This is a genomic window from Rugosimonospora acidiphila (genome assembly GCF_039543385.1).
GTDB classification, from domain to species: Bacteria; Actinomycetota; Actinomycetes; order Mycobacteriales; family Micromonosporaceae; genus Rugosimonospora; species Rugosimonospora acidiphila.
On sequence record NZ_BAABJQ010000009.1, the window covers coordinates 206,612 to 227,164 of the forward strand.

General features: G+C 72.7%; 17 protein-coding genes. 3 read left to right on the top strand and 14 right to left on the bottom strand.

What is annotated here, in order from left to right; genetic code table 11:
* Positions 1 to 49 precede the first annotated feature (49 nt).
* Complete coding sequence (locus ABEA87_RS17915; RefSeq protein ID WP_345630945.1) at positions 50 to 796, top strand: SDR family NAD(P)-dependent oxidoreductase; 747 nt, start codon at positions 50 to 52, stop codon at positions 794 to 796.
* Here the strand turns inward: ABEA87_RS17915 and ABEA87_RS17920 are convergent.
* The 5 genes from ABEA87_RS17920 to ABEA87_RS17940 are packed head-to-tail and all read right to left on the bottom strand — an operon-like array spanning position 783 to position 6,026.
* Entirely contained in the window at positions 783 to 2,012 is a 1,230-nt protein-coding gene (locus tag ABEA87_RS17920) for a four-carbon acid sugar kinase family protein (protein ID WP_345630946.1), read from the bottom strand. The two genes, ABEA87_RS17915 and ABEA87_RS17920, sit on opposite strands and share 14 nt — an antisense overlap.
* Positions 2,009 to 3,013: an NAD-dependent epimerase/dehydratase family protein gene (locus ABEA87_RS17925; RefSeq protein WP_345630948.1), complete on the bottom strand. Its 1,005-nt coding sequence runs from the start codon at positions 3,011 to 3,013 to the stop codon at positions 2,009 to 2,011. The genes ABEA87_RS17920 and ABEA87_RS17925 overlap by 4 nt, the downstream gene beginning before the upstream one ends.
* A gap of 2 nt (positions 3,014 to 3,015) precedes the next feature.
* Entirely contained in the window at positions 3,016 to 4,116 is a 1,101-nt protein-coding gene (locus ABEA87_RS17930) for a transketolase family protein (protein WP_345630950.1), read from the bottom strand.
* The gene (locus ABEA87_RS17935) at positions 4,116 to 5,000 is read right to left on the bottom strand and encodes a transketolase (protein WP_345630952.1); all 885 of its coding nucleotides are present in this window, start codon (positions 4,998 to 5,000) and stop codon (positions 4,116 to 4,118) included. The genes ABEA87_RS17930 and ABEA87_RS17935 overlap by 1 nt, the downstream gene beginning before the upstream one ends.
* Before the next feature lie 36 nt (positions 5,001 to 5,036).
* Positions 5,037 to 6,026 carry an alcohol dehydrogenase catalytic domain-containing protein gene (locus ABEA87_RS17940; protein WP_345630953.1) on the bottom strand — a complete coding sequence of 330 codons (990 nt, stop codon included), beginning with the start codon at positions 6,024 to 6,026 and terminating at the stop codon, positions 5,037 to 5,039.
* A gap of 200 nt (positions 6,027 to 6,226) precedes the next feature.
* Here ABEA87_RS17940 and ABEA87_RS17945 point away from each other — a divergent pair, with 200 nt between their 5' ends.
* Positions 6,227 to 7,648, top strand: coding sequence for a hypothetical protein (locus ABEA87_RS17945; RefSeq protein WP_345630955.1), 1,422 nt, complete (start codon positions 6,227 to 6,229; stop codon positions 7,646 to 7,648).
* A 383-nt stretch (positions 7,649 to 8,031) separates the two neighbouring features.
* Here the strand turns inward: ABEA87_RS17945 and ABEA87_RS17950 are convergent, their stop codons facing one another.
* The 6 genes from ABEA87_RS17950 to ABEA87_RS17975 are packed head-to-tail and all read right to left on the bottom strand — an operon-like array spanning position 8,032 to position 15,847.
* Positions 8,032 to 9,384 carry a sensor histidine kinase gene (locus ABEA87_RS17950; protein ID WP_345630957.1) on the bottom strand — a complete coding sequence of 451 codons (1,353 nt, stop codon included), beginning with the start codon at positions 9,382 to 9,384 and terminating at the stop codon, positions 8,032 to 8,034.
* A gap of 26 nt (positions 9,385 to 9,410) precedes the next feature.
* Positions 9,411 to 10,091, bottom strand: coding sequence for a response regulator transcription factor (locus ABEA87_RS17955; protein ID WP_345630959.1), 681 nt, complete (start codon positions 10,089 to 10,091; stop codon positions 9,411 to 9,413).
* Positions 10,078 to 11,394: a cation:proton antiporter gene (locus ABEA87_RS17960; protein ID WP_345630960.1), complete on the bottom strand. Its 1,317-nt coding sequence runs from the start codon at positions 11,392 to 11,394 to the stop codon at positions 10,078 to 10,080. Before ABEA87_RS17960 ends, ABEA87_RS17955 begins: the two co-directional genes overlap by 14 nt.
* Before the next feature lie 39 nt (positions 11,395 to 11,433).
* Entirely contained in the window at positions 11,434 to 12,927 is a 1,494-nt protein-coding gene (locus ABEA87_RS17965; RefSeq protein ID WP_345630961.1) for a cytochrome P450, read from the bottom strand.
* On the bottom strand, positions 12,924 to 14,018 hold the full coding sequence (locus ABEA87_RS17970) for an alpha-hydroxy acid oxidase (RefSeq protein ID WP_345630962.1): 1,095 nt from the start codon (positions 14,016 to 14,018) through the stop codon (positions 12,924 to 12,926). The genes ABEA87_RS17965 and ABEA87_RS17970 overlap by 4 nt, the downstream gene beginning before the upstream one ends.
* Positions 14,019 to 14,032: 14 nt before the next feature.
* Entirely contained in the window at positions 14,033 to 15,847 is a 1,815-nt protein-coding gene (locus tag ABEA87_RS17975) for an NAD(P)-binding domain-containing protein (RefSeq protein ID WP_345630964.1), read from the bottom strand.
* A 200-nt stretch (positions 15,848 to 16,047) separates the two neighbouring features.
* Here ABEA87_RS17975 and ABEA87_RS17980 point away from each other — a divergent pair, with 200 nt between their 5' ends.
* Positions 16,048 to 17,622 (top strand): class I adenylate-forming enzyme family protein, encoded by a 1,575-nt coding sequence (locus tag ABEA87_RS17980; RefSeq protein WP_345630966.1) that lies wholly within the window; start codon positions 16,048 to 16,050, stop codon positions 17,620 to 17,622.
* Between the two features lie 129 nt (positions 17,623 to 17,751).
* On the opposite strand, the gene ABEA87_RS17985 is transcribed toward ABEA87_RS17980, so the two are convergent.
* The 3 genes from ABEA87_RS17985 to nudC all read right to left on the bottom strand — a co-directional run bounded on the left by ABEA87_RS17985 (position 17,752) and on the right by nudC (position 20,392).
* A complete protein-coding gene (locus ABEA87_RS17985) occupies positions 17,752 to 18,414 on the bottom strand; it encodes an HAD family hydrolase (protein WP_345630968.1) in 663 nt (220 codons plus the stop codon).
* Positions 18,415 to 18,749: 335 nt separating this feature from the next.
* Complete coding sequence (locus ABEA87_RS17990) at positions 18,750 to 19,409, bottom strand: GOLPH3/VPS74 family protein (protein WP_345630969.1); 660 nt, start codon at positions 19,407 to 19,409, stop codon at positions 18,750 to 18,752.
* Positions 19,410 to 19,456: 47 nt separating this feature from the next.
* Positions 19,457 to 20,392 carry an NAD(+) diphosphatase gene (nudC, locus tag ABEA87_RS17995; protein ID WP_345630971.1) on the bottom strand — a complete coding sequence of 312 codons (936 nt, stop codon included), beginning with the start codon at positions 20,390 to 20,392 and terminating at the stop codon, positions 19,457 to 19,459.
* Positions 20,393 to 20,553 lie beyond the last annotated feature (161 nt).

Here is a 20,553-nt window from a genome sequence, read left to right on the forward strand (position 1 = left end):
TACAAAGGAAGCGCTTTTACAAAAGAGCGCTCGACAAGGAAGGTCGCGCATGAACAGGTTGGTCGGCAAGGCGGGCGTGGTGACCGGTGCGGCCGGCGGAATCGGCTCCGCGGCGGTACGCGCGTTCGTCGCCGAGGGTGCACACGTCGGGCTGATCGACCGTCCCGGCGAGGCCCTGGACGCGCTCGCCGCCGAGCTGGCCGGGTCGGTCACGGTGCTGCCCGCGGACGTCACCAGCGAGGCCGAGGTGGCCGCCGCGTTCGCCCGGTGGGGTCGGCCGGCCGACTTCGTGTACGTCTGCGCCGGCCAGCAGCTGCACCACGTGGACGGCCCGATCGCCGAGGTGAGCCTGGAGACCTGGGAGCGCACCATCGCGGTGAACCTCACGGGCGCGTTCCTGACCGTGAAGCACGCGATGGCCGCGCTGTGCGCCGCCGCCTCGGGCTCGCTGATCCTGTGCGGCTCGCCCACCGGCCTGACCATGTCCGGTGCGGGCAACACCGCCTACGGCGCCTCCAAGGCCGGCATGATGGCGCTGGCCCGGATCGTCGCCGCCGACTACGCCGCGCAGGGCGTACGGGCCAACGTCATCGTGCCAGGCACCACCCGTACGCCGCTGATCACCCCGCTGCTCGACGACGAGGCCACCCACGCGGCGCTGCTGGCCGGCACGCCCCTCGGGCGTCTCGGCACCCCGGACGACCTCACCGGCGTCGCGGTCTTCCTCGCCTCGGACGAGTCCCGTTTCGCGACGGCGGCCCTGTTTCCGGTCGACGGCGGGCTCACCCGCCGGTGAAGTACCGCACCATCCTGGCGAGCGTCCCCGCGTCGCCGATGTTGCCCGGCACCACCGCGACCGGCACGTCGCCGACCTGCCACAGCGAGATGCCCACCTCGATCTGACCGAGTACCGTCGCCTCGCTGGCACCCAGCCCGCTCGTGACGACCTCCGCGGAGGTGATGCCGCCCTTCGCCACGATCGCGTCGACCTCCGGCGCGAGGCAGCGGGTCACCGCCATCAGGCCGGCCATCACGGTCGCGCCGTCCGACAGTGCCCCGTGCTCGGGCCGGCGCCGCCGCTCGGTGGTGACCACCGTGACGCCCGTCCCGGCCAGCTGCCCGCGGGCGGCCTCGACGACCGACCGCACGGCGTCCTGCCGAGCCTCGCCGAACAGCGCGTCCGTGGGTACCACCAGGTGCGGCGGCGTGAGATCACGGACCCCGTCGAGCTGCGCGGTCGCCGCCGCGGTGTGCGAACCGCACACGATCAGCAGCCGGGTGGCCCCGGCCTCGGACGGCGGCACCAGCCGCCCCGGCACCCCGGCGATCAGCGCGGCCAGCGGGGCGGCGCAGCGGACCACCACCCGGCGCCCCCGCAGCCGGGCCGCGCGCAGCCCGGCCATGATCGGTGCGAAATCGGTGTCCTCGCACACATCGGGCACGACGATCCCGCCGTCCGGGGTGCCCAGCAGCGCGTCGCGGATCGCGTCGGCGCGCTCGTCGCCCGGGGCCGCCGGCCCGACCAGCTCGACCGGGCGCTCACCGCCCAGTTCGGCGACCCACTCCCGCATGGTGCGGGCGGAGAAGCCGAACACCGGGTCGCGGGCGAATTCGGTGTCGGCGACGTTCACCGGCGCACCACCGGTGGTCAGGTAGTGCACGCCGCCCAGTGTCACGCGCCCCGCTGCCGGGAACGCCGGCACGATCAACCCGACCGCCTCATCCAGCCCGAGCGCCCGCATCTCGGGGAACACGTGCCCACGCAGCGTCGAGTCGCCCCGCAGTACCAGTTCGACGCCGGGCCCGGCCCGGTGCCGCGCCGCGGCGACGAGCGCGACCGCCTCCTCGCGGCCCAGGGCGCGCGTGTTGGTCAGCAGGTACGCGGCGGGCCGGCCGCCCAGCGTCGGGCTGACGTCCGCCGGCCGCAGCAGGACCGGTACGTCGGCAGCGGCCTGGGTGCCCGTCGGGTCGTCGTCGAGCACCAGCACCGGCGGTCGCAGCGGATCGTTCACAGGTTCCTCGCCATCAGATCGTCGCGCATCGACGCGGTGGCCCGCTGCCAGGAGTCCACGATCGCCTCGTACCCGGCGCGCTGGGCCGGATCGACCGGGCGCGGCACCCGGTCTGGCAGGCCCCGGGCGATGCCGTCGGCCCACGCGACGGTGCTGGCGAAGCCCAGCTCCCGGGCCGCCGCCGAGCAGTCGAAGACGTTGTCGTACTGGAAGTTCCGCACGCACCAGTGGGCGGCCCGGGGCGCGCAGCCGCCCAGCACGTCGGCGGGGATGTGAACGAACCGCGGGGTCACGCCGAGCGCGTCGGCGACGGCCCGCCAGTACCCCTCGAAGGTCAGCGCCTCGTGTCCGGTCACGTTGTACGCGCGGCCCCGCGCCGCCGTCGCCGTGGCGGCCACGAACGCGCGGGCCACGTCGTCGCGGTGGCACGCCGCCCACCGGCTGCCGCCGTCGCCGTGCAGGATCACCGGCGCCCCGGCCATCAGGCGCTCGACGGCGAGGTCGAACGACCCGATCGACGGCACGGCCGTGTCCAGGTAGGTGGCGGCCGGACGGATCAGCGTCAGTGGCAGGTCGCCCCGGGCGTGGGCGGCCAGCAGCAGCTCCTCGCACCGCGCCTTGTCGTACCCGTACCGGAACGCCGGCGTCGGCTCGCGCTCGTGCCGCTCGTCCACCGGTAGGTATCGGGCCGGTTTGGAGTACACGTCGACCGTGCTGCACATGATGTAGTGCGGCGCCGCCCCGCCGAAGGCGAGCAGCGCGGCCCGCACGTCGTCGGGCGTGAAGCACAGCATGTCGATGACGGCGTCGTGCCCGCGGCCCCAGGCCGCGCGCAGCGCCGCGACGTCGCCCCGGTCGCCGCGCACCGTCGTCACCGCGGCACCGAAGGCATCCGCTCCGGTGCCGCGGCGCAGCAGCGTGACATCGTCTCCGCGCGCCAGTAGCTGGCGGGTGATCCCGGTGCTGATCAGCCCGGTGCCGCCGAGGACGAGGACCCGCATGGTCAGCGCGGCACCCCGAGCCGCGCGTAGACGTCGGCCCGATCCTGATCCGTCCACAGTGGATCGGCAACCAGTGGGGTCGGGCTCTTGCGGTCGAGCAGCCGGCGGGCCACGGTGGCGATGCCGTCGCCGGACAGGCCGTAGTACCGGTAGAGGTGCGTCGGCGGGCCGACCAGCGCGTACTCGTCGCGCAGGCCGTGCTTGTGCACCGGGGTGGCGACGCCCGCGGCGGCGAGCGCCTCGACCGTCATCGTGCCCAGGCCGCCCTCCACCGTGTGCTCCTCGACCGTGACCACCGCCCGGTGCGCGGCGGCGAGTTCGGCGACCGCCTCACCCGGAAAGGGCTTGAGCGTGTGCACGTCAAGAACGCTGGCGCCGATGCCGTCGGCGCGCAGCGCCTCGGCGGCCGCCAGACACTCCTGCACCATGACGCCCGTGGCCACGAGCAGCACGTCGTCGCCGCGGGCCAGCACCGTCGGCCGATCCAGCCGGAGCTGGTCGACCGTCTGGTACACGGCGGTCTCACGGCCCCGGCCGACGCGGAAGTAGATAGGCCCGTCGTGGTCGACGGTGCCGCGCAGCAACGCCTCCGTGGCAACCGGGTCGCACGGCGACAGGACGGTGAGGTTCGCGACGGCCCGCAGCGCGGCGATGTCCTCGGTGGCGTGGTGCGACGTGCCGAAGAATCCCATGGAGATGCCGGCATGCGTGCCGAGCACCCGCACCGGCAGTCTCGGGTAGGCCAGATCGGTGCGGAAATTCTCGTAGCCGAGGATGGCCGAGAAGCACGCGAACGTGCAGACGTACGGGATCAGGCCCGTGGTCGCCAGGCCCGCCGCGGCCCCGATCATGTTGCGCTCGGAGATGCCGTAGTAGAGGAAGCGGTCGGGGTGCCGGGCGCCGAACGTGGCCAGCCGGGTGACGTAGGTCAGGTCGGCACAGCCGACCACTATCCGGGAGTCGTGGTCGGCCAGGTCGGCCAGCACCCCGCCGGCGGCGAAGGTCGCGCCGGCGTCGCGCCCCACGTGATCGAAGGAGGCCGGGTCCCGCAGGTCCGCGGCGTTCCTGGCACCGTCGGGCGCGATGGCCATCGCTGTACGCACTACCGGTCCTCCTGGCTCTCGTTCGTGAACATCCGGCGGATCGAGGCGATCGCGCGTTCCCGGTCGACGCCGCCGAGGTAGCCGACGTGCCACTCCGCCATGCCCTCGATGAAGTCGATGCCCTTGCCGGCCACCGTGTCGGCCACCAGGACGGTGGGCGGCCCGTCCGGCTCGGCCGCGCGCCGGTCGTCGAACTCCCGGTAGGCGGCCAGCAGGGCGGTGTGGGAGTGCCCGTCGACCCGTTGCGCCACCCAGCCGAAAGCGGCGAACCGACGGTCGATCGGTTCGAAGGAAAGCAGGTCCGCGGTCGCGCCGTCCACGCTGACCTTGTTGGCGTCCACGATGGCCAGCAGGTTGGACAGCCCGCGATGGCTGGCGTACGCGGCGGCCTCCCACACCTGGCCCTCATTCAGCTCGCCGTCACCGAGCAGCACCACCACGCGCGAGTCCCGACCGGCGAGCCTTACCCCGTCGGCCATGCCCGTGCCGATCGACAACCCGTGCCCGAGCGAGCCGGACGAGAAGTCGATGCCGGGAATCTTCCGCATGTCGGGGTGGTCCCCGAGCATGCTGCCCAGCCGGGTGAAGGTTTCCAGCCGGGCATCGGGGAAGAAGCCGAGGTCGGCGAGGATCGGGTAGAGCGCGGAGCAGGCGTGGCCCTTGCCGAGCACGAAGCGGTCCCGATCCGGCCAGGCCGGTTCGTCCGGCCGCACCCGGAGAAGGCCGTAGTAGAGCGAGACCATGATCTCCATACAGGAAAAACACGGTCCATAGTGGCCGGATCCGGCGGTCTCCACGAGCCGGAGATTCGCCAGGCGCATCTCGACGCTGCGGTCCTGCAGCATCGAGACCACGTCGCGATCGGCGGCGAGCACCTCAGTCATTCAGCATCTCCCTCCAATTGGTAGGTTGGCATGCCATCAGTCCGCCGCGCAAGAGATGACCACCTTCTCCACCAGGTCCGGGTTCGCGCGGGCGAACTCGATGGCCTTGGGCACCTCGTCCAGCCCGAAGGTGTGCGTCACCCAGCCGGCCAGAACGTCGGCCCGGCGCATCACCAGATCGACCGCCGCCGGGAACTCACCGGCGCTGTTGCGCGATCCGAGCAGGTTGATCTCCTTGCGGCTCAGGTCGCTGACCCTCAGCCCGACGTCGGCGGTGGAGATGCCCACCACGACCACGGTGCCGGAGTGGGCGACCAGGTCGACCGCGAGCCTGACGAGTGCGGGCACGCCGGTCGCCTCCACCACCACGGCGGGGCCCCACCCGCCGGTGAAGGCGTCGACCGCCTCGGCCAGGTCCTCCGAGGCGGTGTCCACCACCCGCTCCGCGCCGGCCCGCGCGGCGGCCTCGAGGCGGCTGGCGATGCGGTCCGCCACCAGCACCCGGGCCCCCCGGTCGACGGCGGCCAGCGTCGCCGCCAGGCCGATCGGTCCGGCACCCGTCACCACCACCCGATCCCCGTCCGCGATGCCGCCGCGATTGACCGCGTGCAGCCCGATCGCGACCGGCTCGGACAGCACGGCGAGGTCCGCCGGCAGGCCGGCGGCCGCCACCAGTTGGTCGACCGGCACCGCGACGTGGTCGGCCAGCCCGCCGGGCAACTGGACGCCCAGGACCGTCACGTCGACGCAGCAGTTTGGCCTGCCCCGGGTGCAGGGGAAGCACCGCCCGCACCCGCGCAGCGGGTTCACCACCACGCGGTCGCCCGCCCGGTGCGGCCCGGAGTACCCGTCGGGCAGTTCGGCCACGACCCCCACGAACTCGTGCCCCTGAACCTGAGGAAACACCGCGTAGGGGTGGGTGCCGTCATAGATGTGGTAATCCGAGCCGCACAATCCCACCCGTTCCACCCGTACCAGCGCCTGATCTGGCCGCGGTGCCGGAATCCCGCCTTCTGAAAGTTCCATCCGTTCCGGTGCGAGCGTCACGACGCGCCGCGATGTCGTCTCCATGGCATGCCAGCATACCGATCTTGGTCCGCTCCGGAATCCCTTCGGCTACGCGACGTTCATCATCGTTGACAGACTGCATGCGGCATACCATCATACGGATCAATCAAGAAGGGAGTGGGACATACATCGATCAAACCTGTGACGGGAGGTAGTGCGTGAGACTACGGAAGTGGATCGCCGCGACGGCCGTGCTGGGCACGGCGCTGGGTGGCGTGGTAGGCGTCGACTGGCCGGCCCAGGCGACGGCGGCCACGACGACGACCATCCAGGACACCGCGCGGGGCACCGGCGTCGGGCAGGTGCAGTTCTCGGCGGGATGGAGCCCGTGCTCCGGCAACTGCGCCAAGGCGCCGGACAGCAGCTTCCAGTGGACGTCGACAGTCGGGGCGAGCCTGACCGTACGGTTCACGGGCCATCAGATCACCCTGTACGGCATGAAGGAGCCGTGGGACTACATCGGTACCGTATCCCTCGACGGCGGCTCCACAGTGGACGTCGACTACTACGCGTCGGCGGTCACCGCCACGACCGTGCCGGTGTACTCCTCACCGGTACTGACCGAGGGCACCCACACGCTGGTGCTCACGATGACCAACCGGAAGAACGCGGCGTCGGCCGGCGGCCAGTCCATCACCTTCGACCGCGCCGAGGTCGCCACCGGCACCCCGACCCATGCCAGTGGGCTGCCGTGGAGCTCGGGCGTCGCGCCGCAGTCCCAGACGACCGCCCGGGCCGACCAGTTCGCGGCGTTCCGGGGAGCACCGGTCGACAACGTGGTGCTGTTCCCTCCCCGCGACAACTGGGGCACCCTGTCCGATCCCGCGTGGATTTCGGCGGGGCTGCCGACCGGCTTCAACGCCGCGCGCGACGACCTCGTCATGACCATTCCCCTGTGGCCGGGCAGCAACAGCGTGACCAACACCGGCACCCAGGCGCAGTGGCAGAACCTCGCCAACGTGATCAAGGCGGCGGATCCGAACGCCTACATCCGGCTGGGCTGGGAAATGAACCTGGGCAGTTGGTACGACAACCTGAACAGCGCCAACGAGGCGGCCTGGCAGAGCGACTTCATCCAGGCCGTGCAGTGGATGAAGGCGGTCGCGCCCAACCTTCAGATCGTCTGGAACCCGAACAAGGGCGCGGACCAGACGTCGGGCTGCACGAACTGCAGCCGCACCGTGTTCCAGGCGGTGAAGAACTACGTCGACGTGTACGGGATCGACTCGTACGACTCCTGGCCGCCGGACAACAGCGCGGCCAACCAGAGCACCCACCTCAACGACCTCCTCGGCGAGTCGCTGAGCTATGCGACCAGCAACGGCAAGAGGTTCGCGGTGCCGGAGTGGGGCATCGCGTGCGACACGTCGGGCTGCCAGTGGCAGGGCAACGCCGGCGGCGACAACGCGCAGTACATCAACGACTATCTCGGCTTCTTCAAGGCACACGCGGCCAATCTGGCCTTCGAGTCATACTTCGACGAGCCGGGGTCGTACATCCGCTCGGCGCTGGACGTCACGCCGATCGGCCCCAACGCCCCCGCCGCGTACCGGGCGGACATCCTCGCCGACATCCAATAACCGGCGTACCGGTCACCGGGCGGCGGGGGCACTCCCCCGCCGCCCGGCGCGTGTGCGCCGACGGGACGATGGATTGACGGTCGGGCCGGGCCGGTAGTGGATGGTCTGGGCGTGGGCCGGCTACGGGCGGAGGGTGGATGACGACATCGTTGGGGCTGCGCTGGGCGCGCGCCGTCGTCTTCGCCGTCGCCGTCCGTACGCCCGGCTGGCCACGCCGGAGGTTGTGTCACCCCTCGGACCGCGGCCGGTGGTGGCGACGCTGGTCGTGCCCGTGGGTGACGCCGCCTGCCAGGCGCTGATGGCCGCCGCGTTGTGCGTGGCGCTGCTGGCCCCGCGCCGAACCCGACCCGGCCCGAAGCTCGGCCGGGCGGATTTCGCTGGTGTCAGCCCGGCTGCCGCGCCCGCCGCAGCCAGGCCGGAAGCGGCCAGCGCAGCCGGAACCGGGCCGTGCCGGACGCGGGGATCGGGTCGGGCGGCTCGCGCGAGGCGGGCGGCTCGCGCGAGGCGGGCGGCTCGCGCGAAGGCGGCGGCTCGCGCGAGGCGGGCAGGCGGACCGTGAAGCAACTACCCTCGCCGGGGCGCCCGTCCGCCTCGACCGTGCCGCCGTGCGCCAGTACCACCTCCCGTACCAGCGCCAGGCCCAGCCCGTGCCGCCCGGCGGAGCCGTTGCTGCCCCGGTTGAAGCGCTCGAACACCCACCTCCGGTCGGCGGGGTCCAGCCCGGTGCCGTCGTCCGCCACCACCAGCTCGACCAGCCGCCGGCGGTCCGGCGCGGACACCGTCAGCCACACGTGGCCGCCCGGCCGGCTGTGTCCTATCGCGTTGTCCACCAGCGCGGACACCATCCGGCGCAGCGCCGACTCGATCCCGGTCACCACGGCGGGCCGCGCATCGCGCCGCACCTCGATGGACACGCCCGCCTGCCGGGCGCACACCTGCTCGGCGTCGGCCACCGCCTGCGCCACCGCCGCCAGGTCCACCGGGCCGCCCGCCGGCCGGCTCGCGTACAGCACCGCCGAGCTGAGCAGGTCGTCGACGATCTCGTTGAGTTCCCGGGTACCGGCGACGATGCGGCGCAGGTCGTCGACCACCTCGGGCGGCAGGTCCTGCCGGCGCTGCACCAGCAACTGCGCGCGGGTGTGCAGCCGGGTCAGCGGAGTGCGCAGCTCGTGGCTGGCGTCGGCGACGAACCGCCGCTGCTTGGTCAGCGCCTCGTCCAGTGGTGCGATGGCCTGACAGGCCAGTAGCCGGCCGGTGACCGCCGCGACGAGCAGGCCGACCAGTTCCGCCATCGCCAGCGCGTCCATCAACTGCCGGCGGTCGGACAGCGGGAACCGCTCATCGAAGGCCGCCTGGCGCACCTGGCCGCCGTACCGCTGGGTGCGCACCGCGTACTCGGTGCCGCCGGCGCGTACCCGCACGGTGCTGGCGGGCGCGCCGGCCAGGGCGGCGTCCACCTGGGGGCGCAGCGGCAGCCCGGCCGGGGCCTGGTCGGCACCGATCAGCCGCCCGTCCCGCAGCACGAACAGCCACGAGCACGGGTCGACGCTGCCGGTGCGATCCTGACCGAGGACGTACCCCAGCGTCATGCTGACCTGTTCCCGCTGGCGGTGCACGGTGACGAGGTAGGCCAGACCACCGACCAGCACGACGATGGCGGTGATGGCACCGGCGAGCCGGATGGAGAGCATGAGCCGACCCCAGCGCAGCGCGCGCTGCTCCGCCGAGGAGTTCACTGTCCGGTTCGCCCGTGGCGCGGCCCTCACAACGTGCCGATCTGGTACCCGAAGCCACGCACCGTACGGATGACACCGCTGCCCAGCTTGCGCCTCAGGTAGTACACATATGTGTCCACAATGGACTCAGCGCTGGTGTCCTCGAACAGGCGGCTGCGTAGCTGGTTGCGGGGGTGGATGGCACCCGGCCGGACCGCGAGCACCCGCAGCAGCTCGAACTCCCGCCGGGACAGGGCCACCCGCCGGCCGTCCGGCAGGGCCGCCTCGTGGAGCGACATGTCCAGGAACCCGTCCCCGACCGGTACCAGCTGTGCCTCGTCGAGAAAACGGCGGTCCAGCGCCCGCACCCGGGCGACCAGCTCGTCCACCTCGAACGGCTTGACCAGATAGTCGTCCGCCCCGGCGTTGAGCCCGTCGACCCGGTCGGCCAGGTCACCCAGCGCGGTGAGCATCAACGCGCGGGTGGTCACCCCGCGCCGCCGCAGCCGGATCAGCACCTCCAGCCCATCGATGGCCGGCAGCCGACGATCGATCAGCATCACGTTGTACCGACGACTCAACGCGAGGTGCAGGCCGCGTTGGCCGTCCTCGGCCACATCGACCGCGTAGCCGTTGCCGCGCAGGAGCCCGGCCAGCATGCCGGCGAGCTCACCGTCGTCCTCCATGACCAGCAGACCCGGGGGCTCGGCCCGGCTATCCTGCGTCATGCGGCAATGATGCCATCGACCGCCCCTCGTGGTCGGTGATGGAAGGCACGCCGGACGGCGAACCGGCGGGCGGCGGGCCGTCCGCCTGGGACGAGCGCCGGTCGAGCCAGCTCAGCAGCGGCGCGGTCATCGTGGTGGTAATCAACGCCACCAGCACCAGCGCGGTGAACATTTCCCGGTTGACCAGGTGCGCCTGCAGCCCGACGTTGAGCGCGATGAGCTGCATGAGGCCGCGCGCGTTCATCAGCGCACCGACCCGCGATGCCACCGCCGGGGGCTCGCCGCGCAGCCGGGCGGCCAGCCAGCAAGCGCCGAACTTGCCGGCGACCGCCATCACCACCGCGCCGAGCGAGAACAGCAGCAGGGCCGGGTCGGTCAGCAGGCTGAACCGGGTGTTCAGGCCGGAGTAGGTGAAGAACATCGGCACGAAGACCCAGGTCATCGCGTTCGTCGTCGGCTCCACCCGGGCCACCGACGGCGCGTCGGGCAGCGCCAGGCCCACCGAGAACGCGCCGAAGACCGCGTACAGCCCGATCTCGTCGGTGAACCAGGCCGCGGCGAACAGCACGGACAGGATCAGCAGGATCACCGTGCCGTCGGCCACCCCGGGCCGGATCAGGAACCGGGCGAGCAGCGGGCGCACGAGCACGACCAGTACCACGCCGAAAATGACCGCGCCGCCCACCGCCTTGACCACCGGCCAGGCGTGCCCGGACGCGACGCTCAGCACCGCCGCGAGCGCCACCCACGCGACCGCGTCGTCCACCCCGCCGCTGGCCAGCGCGAGCGAGCCGTACCGGGTCCCGGCCAACCCACGCTCGTTGATGATGCGGGCCAGCATGGGGAACGCGGTGATGGCCAGAGCCACGCCCACGAAGGCGGCCGACACCCCGATCCCGACGCCGGGTACGAAGATGTCGACGTGCCCGCGCGCGGCCAGGGTCAGTGCGACCCCGAGCACCAGCGGCACGACGATCCCGCTCGCCGACACCAGCCCGGCGGTGCTGGCCAGCCCGCGCCCCAGGTGCGTGCGCAGCTCCCGACCGGCCTGGAACATCAGCGCTACCAGGCCGATCTGGCCGGCCACGTACAGCACCGGGCGCAGCGCCTCCGGGAACAGCGCGGTCTCCAGGCCGGGCGCCAGGAGCCCGAGCAGCGACGGGCCGAGTAGCACGCCGGCGATCATCTCGCCGACCACGGGTGGCTGGCCCAGCCGGCTCAACCCGAGGCTGACCAGCCGGCAGACGAGCAGGATCACCATGGCTGCGATGAAGAACCTGGGTGCGAGTTCGTTGGCGGACATGGCCTGGCTCCCTTCCGGGGCGGGCGAGCGGCTTAGCCGTCAGCCGGCGGGTGGTGTGGCGGTCGCGGCGCGCGGGGTCTCCTGCGGGCCGAGGTGGGCGAAGTAGGTCCCGCACAGCCGTTGGCGGCGGGCGTCCATCACCATGTACGTGCCCAGCACCAGTTGCACGAGGCTGCGGGTGACGTCCTCCCACCGGTCGCGCAGGCGCATCAGCGCCAGCCGGGCGCGCGGTCGCGGCGCCACGCTGGGGGGTGCGCCGGGCGTTCCCTCAGGCCCGGTCGGCGGTTTCCCCGGCCCGGCCGGCAGTGGGGACAGCAGGCACGGGCCCCGATTGGGCAGCGAGCGGGTGTGCGTCGCGGACGTGGCCAGCGCGAACCGCGCGATGACCGCACTCGCCACCACCCGCATGCTCAGTGGGGCGATCCCCCGGGCCGGGCAGGGCCGGTTCGCGCTGATCCCGAACGGGATGAAGTTCGCCTCGCCCGGCCGAAGGCGCTCCCACCGGTCCGGGTCGAGGCGGTCGCCGTCGGGCAGCCCCGCGTGCTGGTATTCGGCGTAGTTGAACAGCAGCACCGAGCCGGCGGGCAGGGTCGGCAGCCCGTCCAGCGTGATGTCCGCCGAGGTGATCCGGTGCGCCACGCCGAACAGTGGGTACACCCGCATGGTCTCGTCGATGACCCGGTCGAGGTACCCGCCGTCGCCGGCGCGCAGCCGCCGCTGGAGGTCCGGGTGCTCGGCGACCACCATGAGCAGATGCGCCATGGCCTCCGACATCTGCACGACGGCGGTGTTGAAGAAGGTGCCCTGCAGGTACCAGGCCTGTTCCTCCGGAGAGAACATCGACGGCAGCGGCACGCCCACCGTGCCGGCGCCGATGCGCCCGCGCAGGTACCGGGTGAGCCGGTCGCGCCGGCGCAGGTGCCGCAGCCGGGTGCATTTCAGCGCGCTGACCACGTCGTCGGCGTTGGCCACTATCAGGTCGCGCACCGGCTCCGGGCACGGCTGCCCGAATACGGCCTCGTAGTAGACCTCGGCCCAGATCGGCATCATGAGGTCGCGCAGCCGCACCGCGTCCCACCGCGGCCGCCGGCCCGGCCCCATCGCCGCCCGCCGCCCTGGCTCTACTGCGGCGAGTCGGGCGTCGAGGCTCCGCTCGGCGCACCGGCCGACCAACCGCTCCCACTCGTCCTTGCGCAGGCGGGCCAGGATCTGCCGGGTGGTGCGGGCGGCCTCGTCGTAGCGCGGCCCGGGCTCCAGGTGCTCCTGGTGCACCTGCGGCCCGGGCGCCAGCCAGTACCAGAACAGGTCGGACAGTGCAGCGCCCCGGCTGCGGCCGTTGGCGGCCGGGTGCGCGTACAACCGCCGGAAGTCGGCGAGGCCGACCTGCCGGCCGGGTACCGGCACGCCCTCGTCGCCGTTGACCCGGGCGAAGATGCGCACCCGCAGCCCGACCACGAACCCGGGCAGCCAGTACGGCGCCGACACCACCAGGGCGAGCGCGACCACCGCGACCGTGAGCCGAACCGCCGTCATGAACGTCTCCTCACCAGGTCGGGCGTCAGGTCGCGCGGGGACCCCGCGCCACACAGGGCGAGCGCGGCGTCCACCTCCTCGCGCAGCAGCTCCAGTACCCGCCGCACGCCCCGCTCGCCGTCGGCGGCCAGCCCCCACAGCACGGGCCGGCCGATACCGACCGCGCTCGCCCCGAGCGCGAGCGCCTTGACCACATCGGTGCCCCGGCGCACCCCGCCGTCCAGGATCACCGGCATCCGGCCGCCCACGGCCGCCACGATCTCCGGCAGCAGGTCGATGGTGGCCGGTACCGTGTCCAGTTGCCGCCCCCCGTGGTTGGACAGCATCAGCCCGTCCACGCCGTGACGCAGCGCCAGCCGGGCGTCTTCGGGGTGCAGGATTCCCTTGAGCACGACCGGCAGCGAGGTGGCTTGGCGCAGCCAGTCGAGGTGATCCCAGCAGATCTCCGGCGACATCGCGATCGGGCGCACCGCGTCCGGCTCACCGCCGGGCAGCCCGCGCATGTTCTCGCAGGCCATACCGGCCGGCAGATCCAGGAACCCGTTGCGCCGGTCGCGTTCGTGCGCACCGAACACCGGCGAGTCGACGGTGACGACCAGCGCCCGCGCGCCGGCCGCCGTGGCCCGCGCCACCAGCGCCTCGGTCACCTCCAGGTCCGGCTGGATGTACAGCTGGAACCACAGCGCGGGATCACCACCGCCGACCACCCCGCCGACCACCCCGCCCGCCGCCTCGCGGGCCGCCGCGGCGATGTCGGCGATCGCGACCGTGGCGGCCATGCTGGCCACCATGATGGTGCCGGTGGCCGCGGCGGCCCGGGCGGTCGCCCGCTCGCCCTCGGGGTGCACCAGCCGGTGGAACGCCGTCGGCGACATCAGCACCGGGCTGGCGGCGTGGCAGCCGAACAAAGACACGTCCAGCTCAGGCTTGTCGCGCCCGCGAAGCACCCGGGGCAGCAGCCGCAGGCGGCCGAACGCCGCCTCGTTGTCCCGCAGCGTCACCTCATCCCAGGCGCCGCCGGCCAGGTAGTCGTAGTGGACTCGGTCCACCGTGGACGCTGCGGCGGCCTCGAACTCCCGCAGGTTGAGCATCCCCCGCCGGCCCGTCAGCCCACGGCCGGGGCCGGCGCCTGCTCCGCGCCCGAACCCGGTACCGCGTCCGGGCCCCGCGCCGGCCCCACCACGCCGTTGGGCTCGGCCGCGCCGTTGGGCCCGGCCGCGCCGTTGGGCCCGGCCGCGCCGTTGGGCTCAGCAGGCACGGCGAGTTCCCGCGCGAAGAAGTCACGCAGCGGCCCGCGGTGCGCCAGCGGCTTGTTCCACTCGTTCTCCAGATTCTCCGCGACGTGATGCGTGGCCACGAGCCGGCCGCCCTGGTGGTGCCGGATCACCGGGTGCAGGTAGCTGGCGTCGTGCGCGTCGGCCGCCGCGTCCTGCGCGGTTCGCCGCACCGTGATGTCGAAGGGGTCGACCTTGTCGTGGTCGGGCCCGTACTCCAGCGTCACGGCGAAATACTCGTCGCCGAACACCCCCTGCGCGGCGTAACCCACCGGCACCTCTTCGAAGTAGCGCGCCCCGCTGGTCGCACGTTGGAGGTGCTCGCCTCCGCCACAACCCGGCTCCGGCTGCGCTCCTCCGGTAACATGTTGGAGGTGCTCGCCTCCGCCACAACCCGGCTCCGGCTGCGCTCCTCCGGTCACAAGTACCACCAGGTCGCCGAGCACGCCGAACTGCTGCCACAGCGCGGAGGTGCGGTTGACCCGGTCGAGCACCGCGTCGGCCAGCGCGTCCGGGTCGGCCGCGACCGGGCGGTGCGGCCAGGGCAGATCGTGATGCCGCTGGCGCAGGATGTGGTAGAGCGCCCGGACCGAGTAGCGGAAGCCGTGGATGAAGCCGCTGGTCGACTTCTTGAAGTCGCGCTGCTGCATCAGCGTGCCGGCGAAGTACAGCCCGGGGACGTTGACCGACTCGTACGCCGGGCTCAGCGCCGCGAACCGGTCGTTGTACATCAGCTCCGGACGGCAGTTTTCGTCGAACGGGGACGCGTCGAACCGGAATCCCGTACACGCGATGACCCGGTCGTACCAGAGCTCCTTGACCACCTCGTTGGCGCGCGAAAAAGAAAACCGCACCCGGTACCGGTCGTCAACCCGTTCGATCGACAGCACGTTGCCGTCCAGGATCGCGTTCTGCGACTTGAGCTGGTACGTGTCGAGGAAATTGTTGTTCACCGCGCGCAGGTGCCCGACGTAGTGCGTCTTCCACGCCAGGCGCATCGAACTGGGGCCGGCCACGTGGATGACGGCGGCCGTCTCGATGAGGTTGTCCGCCGTCTCCAGCGCGGAGTTACCCTTGCCCAGGATCAGCACCCGCTGGTCGACGAAGTCGTCCGGGTCCACCGTCACGGTCACGTACTGTTCCGCCGTCTCGATTCCGGGGATCGGCGGGACGTACGGACGGCTCACCCCGGTGGCCATCACCAGGCGCCGGGCCCGCCACACCTCGCCGGCCTGGTCGGTGACCGCGAAGCCACCGTCCGCCCCGGCGCGGCTCACGCGCACCGCCCGGGTGCCGTACCGGATCGGCAGGTCGAACGCCGCCGCGAAGTCGGCCAGGTACCGGACCATCTCGTCGGCGGGCGGGAAGTACCGGCGGGTGTACCGGGTGAACAGCAGGTCAGGGTCGTTTGACAGCAGCGAGTTCCAGTCCATCCGCAGGTTGAACTCGCGGTCGTCCGTGCCGGTGTGCCGCTTGTTGCTGGAGATGAGGGTGCGGTGCCTCGGGAACGTGCGGAAGAACGTACCCGGCGCCTCGCCGGCCTCCAGGATCTGGTAATCGTGGCCGCCTTCGGCCAGCAGCGCGCCGAGTTGGAGCCCGGCCGGGCCGGCCCCGATGACCAGGTAGTCGCGAACTTCGTTGGACACACCGACCTCCGGTCCGTGACGACAGCAAACCGCCAGGCAATGGACCTTTGTCACTGAATCTCAGAACCACCTCAAAGCCGGGGCGGCGCAGGACGGCCTCGATCGGGCGCCGCCGCACCGTTGCGGCACGGGGCGGCGAGGTCGCAGAATGAGCGGGCCTCAACCCACCGGGACATCGCCGAGCGGCGAACGGAAGTGTGATGCGCACACAAACCTCACCGACCTACCCGCAGGCCCTCGTCGACCTGCTGGATGAGGCCGGGGACCGGCCCTGCTTCGAGCACGGCGACCGGATCGTCACCGCCGCGCAGACGCTGGCCACGATGCGACGGCTGGCCGGCGCCATGCGCGCCGCGGGATTCGGTCCCGGCACCGGGATCGCCCTGATGCCCGGCGTCTCGCCCGAGGGCTTCGCGGCCATCTTCGCCGCGTACGCCCTGGGCGCGCGGGTCAGCGCCGTGCGACCTGGGCTGACCGCCGGGCAGTTCGCGCACCTGCTGGGCGGGGGCGTCGACGCCATCGTGTTCGACCCGGCCGCCGCGGGCAGCGACCTCATCCCGGTGGCCGGCCGCACCCCGCTGTACTCGCTGGGCGCCCACTCCGGCGCCACCAACCTGCTGGCGCACGGCGCCGGGGCCGGTGGGCGGGACGACCTGGACGGCAGCCCGCTGGTGGCCGCCGGCCGACCCGAGGACATCGCCCGCGTCACCTACACCAGCGGCAGCACCGGCCAGCCCAAGGGCTGCGCCATCACCTACGGTGCGCTGGCCGCCGACTGGACCTGCGCTCCCGACCGGTGGACGCCGTCAATGGCGCGGCTGGCCGACGGCCTGGATCGTTGCCTGCTGTTCGGCACACTGTCCAGCCCCGTGGTGATGAACTACGTGCTGCTGAGCCTGTTTCACGGCGGGGTGGCGGTCATCCCCGAGGAGTACCCGCGGCCGTTCTTCCCCGGCGTCGTGGCGCGATACGGCATCACCGGCACCATCATGACCGTTCCCCGGCTGTACCAGCTGCTGGACACTCTGCGCGACGATCCGGTCGACGTGAGCACCCTGCGGTCGGTGATGGTGTCCGGCTCACCGCTGAACCCGCGCCGGCTGGCCGATGCGACCCGGCGCCTTGGTCCAGTGGTCTTTTCCGCTTACGGTCAGTCCGAGGCCGGGTCGCTGACCCTGCTGACGCCCGACGAGCTGAGCCGGTACGGCGAGCCCGCGCTGGCCTCGGTCGGCCGGCCGCACCCCGAGGCCGAGGTGAGCATCCGGGACCGGGACGACCGGCCGGTACCGCCGGGCGAGGACGGCGAAATCTACGTCCGCACGCCGTGGCAGACCTCGGGGTACTGGGGCGACCCGGAGCAGAGCGCGCAGGTGTACGTCGACGGCTGGGTGCGCACCCGCGACCTGGGCCACCTGGACGGCGACGGGTTCCTGCACCTGGTGGGCCGCACCCGGGACATCGTCATCGTCAACGCGATGGTCCACTACGCCGGCCCCATCGAGCAGGTGCTCGCCCTGCACCCGGACGTCGACGAGGCATTCGTCGTCGGCGCGCCCGACGAGCGCACCGGCGAGGCCGTACACGCCCTGATCCGGCCCGCCGCCGGCCGCACCCCGCCCCGGGAACAGCTGACCGCCCTCGTCCGCGACACGCTGGGCGATGGCAGCGTGCCGGCCACCATCACCTTTATCCCGGAGGTGATGGTGGCGCCCAGCGGCAAGCCGGACAAGCGCGCGATGCTCGCCCGGTACGGCGCCGCACCGCCGGCCGGCTGAACCCGTCGCCACCCGCCAGGCGGGTCAACCCGTCGCCACCCGCCAGGCGGGTCAACCCGTCGCCACCCGCCAGGCGGGTCAACCCGTCGCCACCCGCCGGATCGGGTGCCGGTGCCGGCCGGCCAGGAGTCAGGTCGCCGCGAGGATCACCCCGACCGCCTCGGCCACCGAACCGACGGTGAAGTCCGGCGCCGCGGCGGGCCGGGACGAGGGCTCGGGTCGGTGTTTCGGTGGCAACCAGATCGTGCGCAGCCCCGCCGCGCGACCACCGGCGATGTCGAGGTCGAGGCTGTCACCGACCATCCAGCCACCGCCCTCGGGGCTGGCCCCGCAGCGCCGGGCGGCGAGCCGGAAGATTTCGGGGTCGGGCTTGCGGATGCCGACCTCGTCGGAGATGCACCACGTGTCGACCAGTGCGTCCAGCCCGGTATTACGGATCTTGGTGAGCTGGTTGTCGGTCATCCCGTTGGTCACGATCCCGATCCGCCATCCGGCCCGCCGGAGGCGTCCGAGCGCATCGAGGTCCTCGGACCGGCAGGACGCCAGCTCGGGCATGCGGCCGCGGTACCGCTCCCACAGCTGCCCCGGCCGCTCGGCGAGGTCGAACGTCTCGCGCACCGTCGCGAAGTAATCGTTCATCGGGCCGGAGTGGCCGGCGTCGGTGACCACCAGAAAGGTGAGCGCTTTTTCGTCGAGTCCGTGAGCGGCGACGAACTCCTCGGCCCAGGCGTTGAACGCCTTACCACGATCGACGAGCGTGTCGTCCAGGTCGAACAGGGCCAGCGCCTGCATGCCGGCACGATAACAGCCACGGCCGACCCGAACCGGGTCCCCGCGCGGAACCGCCCACCCCCGGCGGGTCTGCCTCCGTCAGCCGCGCACCGCGGCGATCGCGAGGTCGGGCAGCTTGTCGACGGGCTTGGTGCCGCGGGTGCGCGCCCACTCATCGACGGCGTTGTTGAGACACGCCAGCGCCGCCGACACGACCGCGTGGCGGGCTTCGCGCCGGTACCGGCGGCCGAGGTCGCGCTCGCCTACCCGCGCGCCAGCTCGAATCCGTTCACCGGCCGCATCCCGAAGCTGCACAAGACGGACAGCTGAGCCGCGGATTGTCTCCCGTGGGGCCGTCAGCCGGCCGCGGTGATGACGGCCACCACGGTCAGCGCGGCCACCAGGGCCGCGTCCAGCTCGGCGACGGCGCGCTTGACCGACTCGGCCGCCCAGTCCCCCGTCCCGATCTCGGTGAGTCGCGCCGCGACGCGGTCCTTGGGCAGGTCGCCGAAGACCTCCTGCTCGAGCCTGGAAGCGCGGACCAGCGCACAAAGCGCGGCGGCGCGCTCGTCCACCGGTCCGTCGCCCTCGATCGCGTCGAGCAGCCGCCGGCGTATCTCCACCTCCGCGGGCGGCTGCTCCCCGGACGCCGAGGGGTACCGGGTGGCCGGGAACACCCACAGCACCCTGCCCGGCTCGCGGCGCAGCACCCCGGCCCCCACCAGCCGACCGAGGATCTGTTCGCGCAGCCCGGTGCGGAGATCGCCAACCCAGTCCTTCGGCGTACGCGGGGGTTCGCGCTCGGCGATCCGGGCCAGGGTGGCGTCGAGCACCGGGTCGCCGGTCGGCGCCCGGTCGACCACGGTGAGCATTCCGTCCGCCACCTCGACCCGGCCGGCCAGCGCGAGTTCGACCAGGACCGCGCCGGCGAGCCCGAAGTCCAGGCCGACGCCGGCGACCACCGGATCGCCCCGGTCGCCGTACCCGAGCAGGACCAGCTCCTCCGCCAAGATCATGGGCCTAAGGTAACGCCGGCACACAACCCGGCGGCGTCCCGCCCGGGTCAGCCGGCCGGGGCCTCGCCGTCGTCCAGCCCCGCCCACGAACGCATCAGCCAGCCGCCGATGGAGTCGGGCGGACCCGAACCCGGGCCGGCGACGATGCGCCGCACGAGTTCGTCCCTGGTGAACCAGCGCGCCTCCTGCAACTCCCTGCCGTCCACGTCGATCCGGTCGTCGAGCGCCCGCGCGACGAAGCCGACCATCAGCCCCGCAGGGAACGGCCAGCCCTGCGAGCCCCGGTACGTCACCGTGCCCACCGCGACGCCGGCCTCCTCCGCGACCTCGCGGCGTACCGTGCCCTCCAGGCTCTCCCCGATCTCCACGAACCCGGCCAGCAGCGAGAACCGGTCCGGCCCCGCGCCGTGATGGCGGGCGAGCAGGCACCTGGCAGGCGGGCCGGGCGCCTCCACCAGGACAATGATCGCGGGCTCGATGCGCGGAAAATGCTCCCGAGCGCAGCCGGCGTCGGAGCACACCCGGATGTGCCCCCCTCCGCGGACGACGGTGGACGCACCGCAGGAGCCACAGAAGCGCTGATTCCGGTTCCAGTACAGCACGCCACGGGCGTACGCCAGGGTCGCCGCCTGTGCCGACGGCAGCGCGGCCGCCAGCCCTCGGATGTCCGCCGTCGCCCGCGCACCCGTCACCCGCAGAGCCTCGGCCTCGTCCAGCCGTGACAGGTCCGCGGCGAAGACGGCCCGCGCCCCTTCCAGGCCGAGCAGGGCCACCTGCTCGGCGGCCTCGGCGGCGGCCCGACCGGCCGTGCCGGTGAGGGCCGCCGGCGCGCCGCCGACGGACAGCAGGCAACGGTCGCGCCACATCGGGACCACCTGCGTGTCGTCCCGCGCGAGTTGGTGGGCGGTCCACCGCGGGTCGCCACGGCGGTCCGGCGCCCGGTCGTACGGCGTGGCGGTGTATGCCAGGCCCTCGTATCCCATAGCGCAATCCTGCCGGACGCGGACGGAAAAAGCCCGCGTAGCCGTGGCGCAGAAACACGGCCCCCCATTCGGCAGTCAGGGCGCCCGGGCGGATGCATCCGATGGTCCCGCCCGGTCCGGACCCGCGGTCGCTGGCGCACGCCAGCAACGGATGTCAGCGG

Bases quoted from the DNA above. Each gene is read 5' to 3' on its own strand.
- ABEA87_RS17915 (WP_345630945.1), top strand. From the start codon at position 50: ATGAACAGGTTGGTCGGCAAGGCGGGCGTGGTGACCGGTGCGGCCGGC.
- ABEA87_RS17925 (WP_345630948.1), bottom strand. From the start codon at position 3,013: ATGCGGGTCCTCGTCCTCGGCGGCACCGGGCTGATCAGCACCGGGATC.
- ABEA87_RS17935 (WP_345630952.1), bottom strand. From the start codon at position 5,000: ATGACTGAGGTGCTCGCCGCCGATCGCGACGTGGTCTCGATGCTGCAG.
- ABEA87_RS17940 (WP_345630953.1), bottom strand. From the start codon at position 6,026: ATGGAACTTTCAGAAGGCGGGATTCCGGCACCGCGGCCAGATCAGGCG.
- ABEA87_RS17955 (WP_345630959.1), bottom strand. From the start codon at position 10,091: ATGACGCAGGATAGCCGGGCCGAGCCCCCGGGTCTGCTGGTCATGGAG.
- ABEA87_RS17960 (WP_345630960.1), bottom strand. From the start codon at position 11,394: ATGTCCGCCAACGAACTCGCACCCAGGTTCTTCATCGCAGCCATGGTG.
- ABEA87_RS17965 (WP_345630961.1), bottom strand. From the start codon at position 12,927: ATGACGGCGGTTCGGCTCACGGTCGCGGTGGTCGCGCTCGCCCTGGTG.
- ABEA87_RS17970 (WP_345630962.1), bottom strand. From the start codon at position 14,018: ATGCTCAACCTGCGGGAGTTCGAGGCCGCCGCAGCGTCCACGGTGGAC.
- ABEA87_RS17980 (WP_345630966.1), top strand. From the start codon at position 16,048: ATGCGCACACAAACCTCACCGACCTACCCGCAGGCCCTCGTCGACCTG.
- ABEA87_RS17985 (WP_345630968.1), bottom strand. From the start codon at position 18,414: ATGCAGGCGCTGGCCCTGTTCGACCTGGACGACACGCTCGTCGATCGT.
- ABEA87_RS17990 (WP_345630969.1), bottom strand. From the start codon at position 19,409: ATGATCTTGGCGGAGGAGCTGGTCCTGCTCGGGTACGGCGACCGGGGC.
- nudC (WP_345630971.1), bottom strand. From the start codon at position 20,392: ATGGGATACGAGGGCCTGGCATACACCGCCACGCCGTACGACCGGGCG.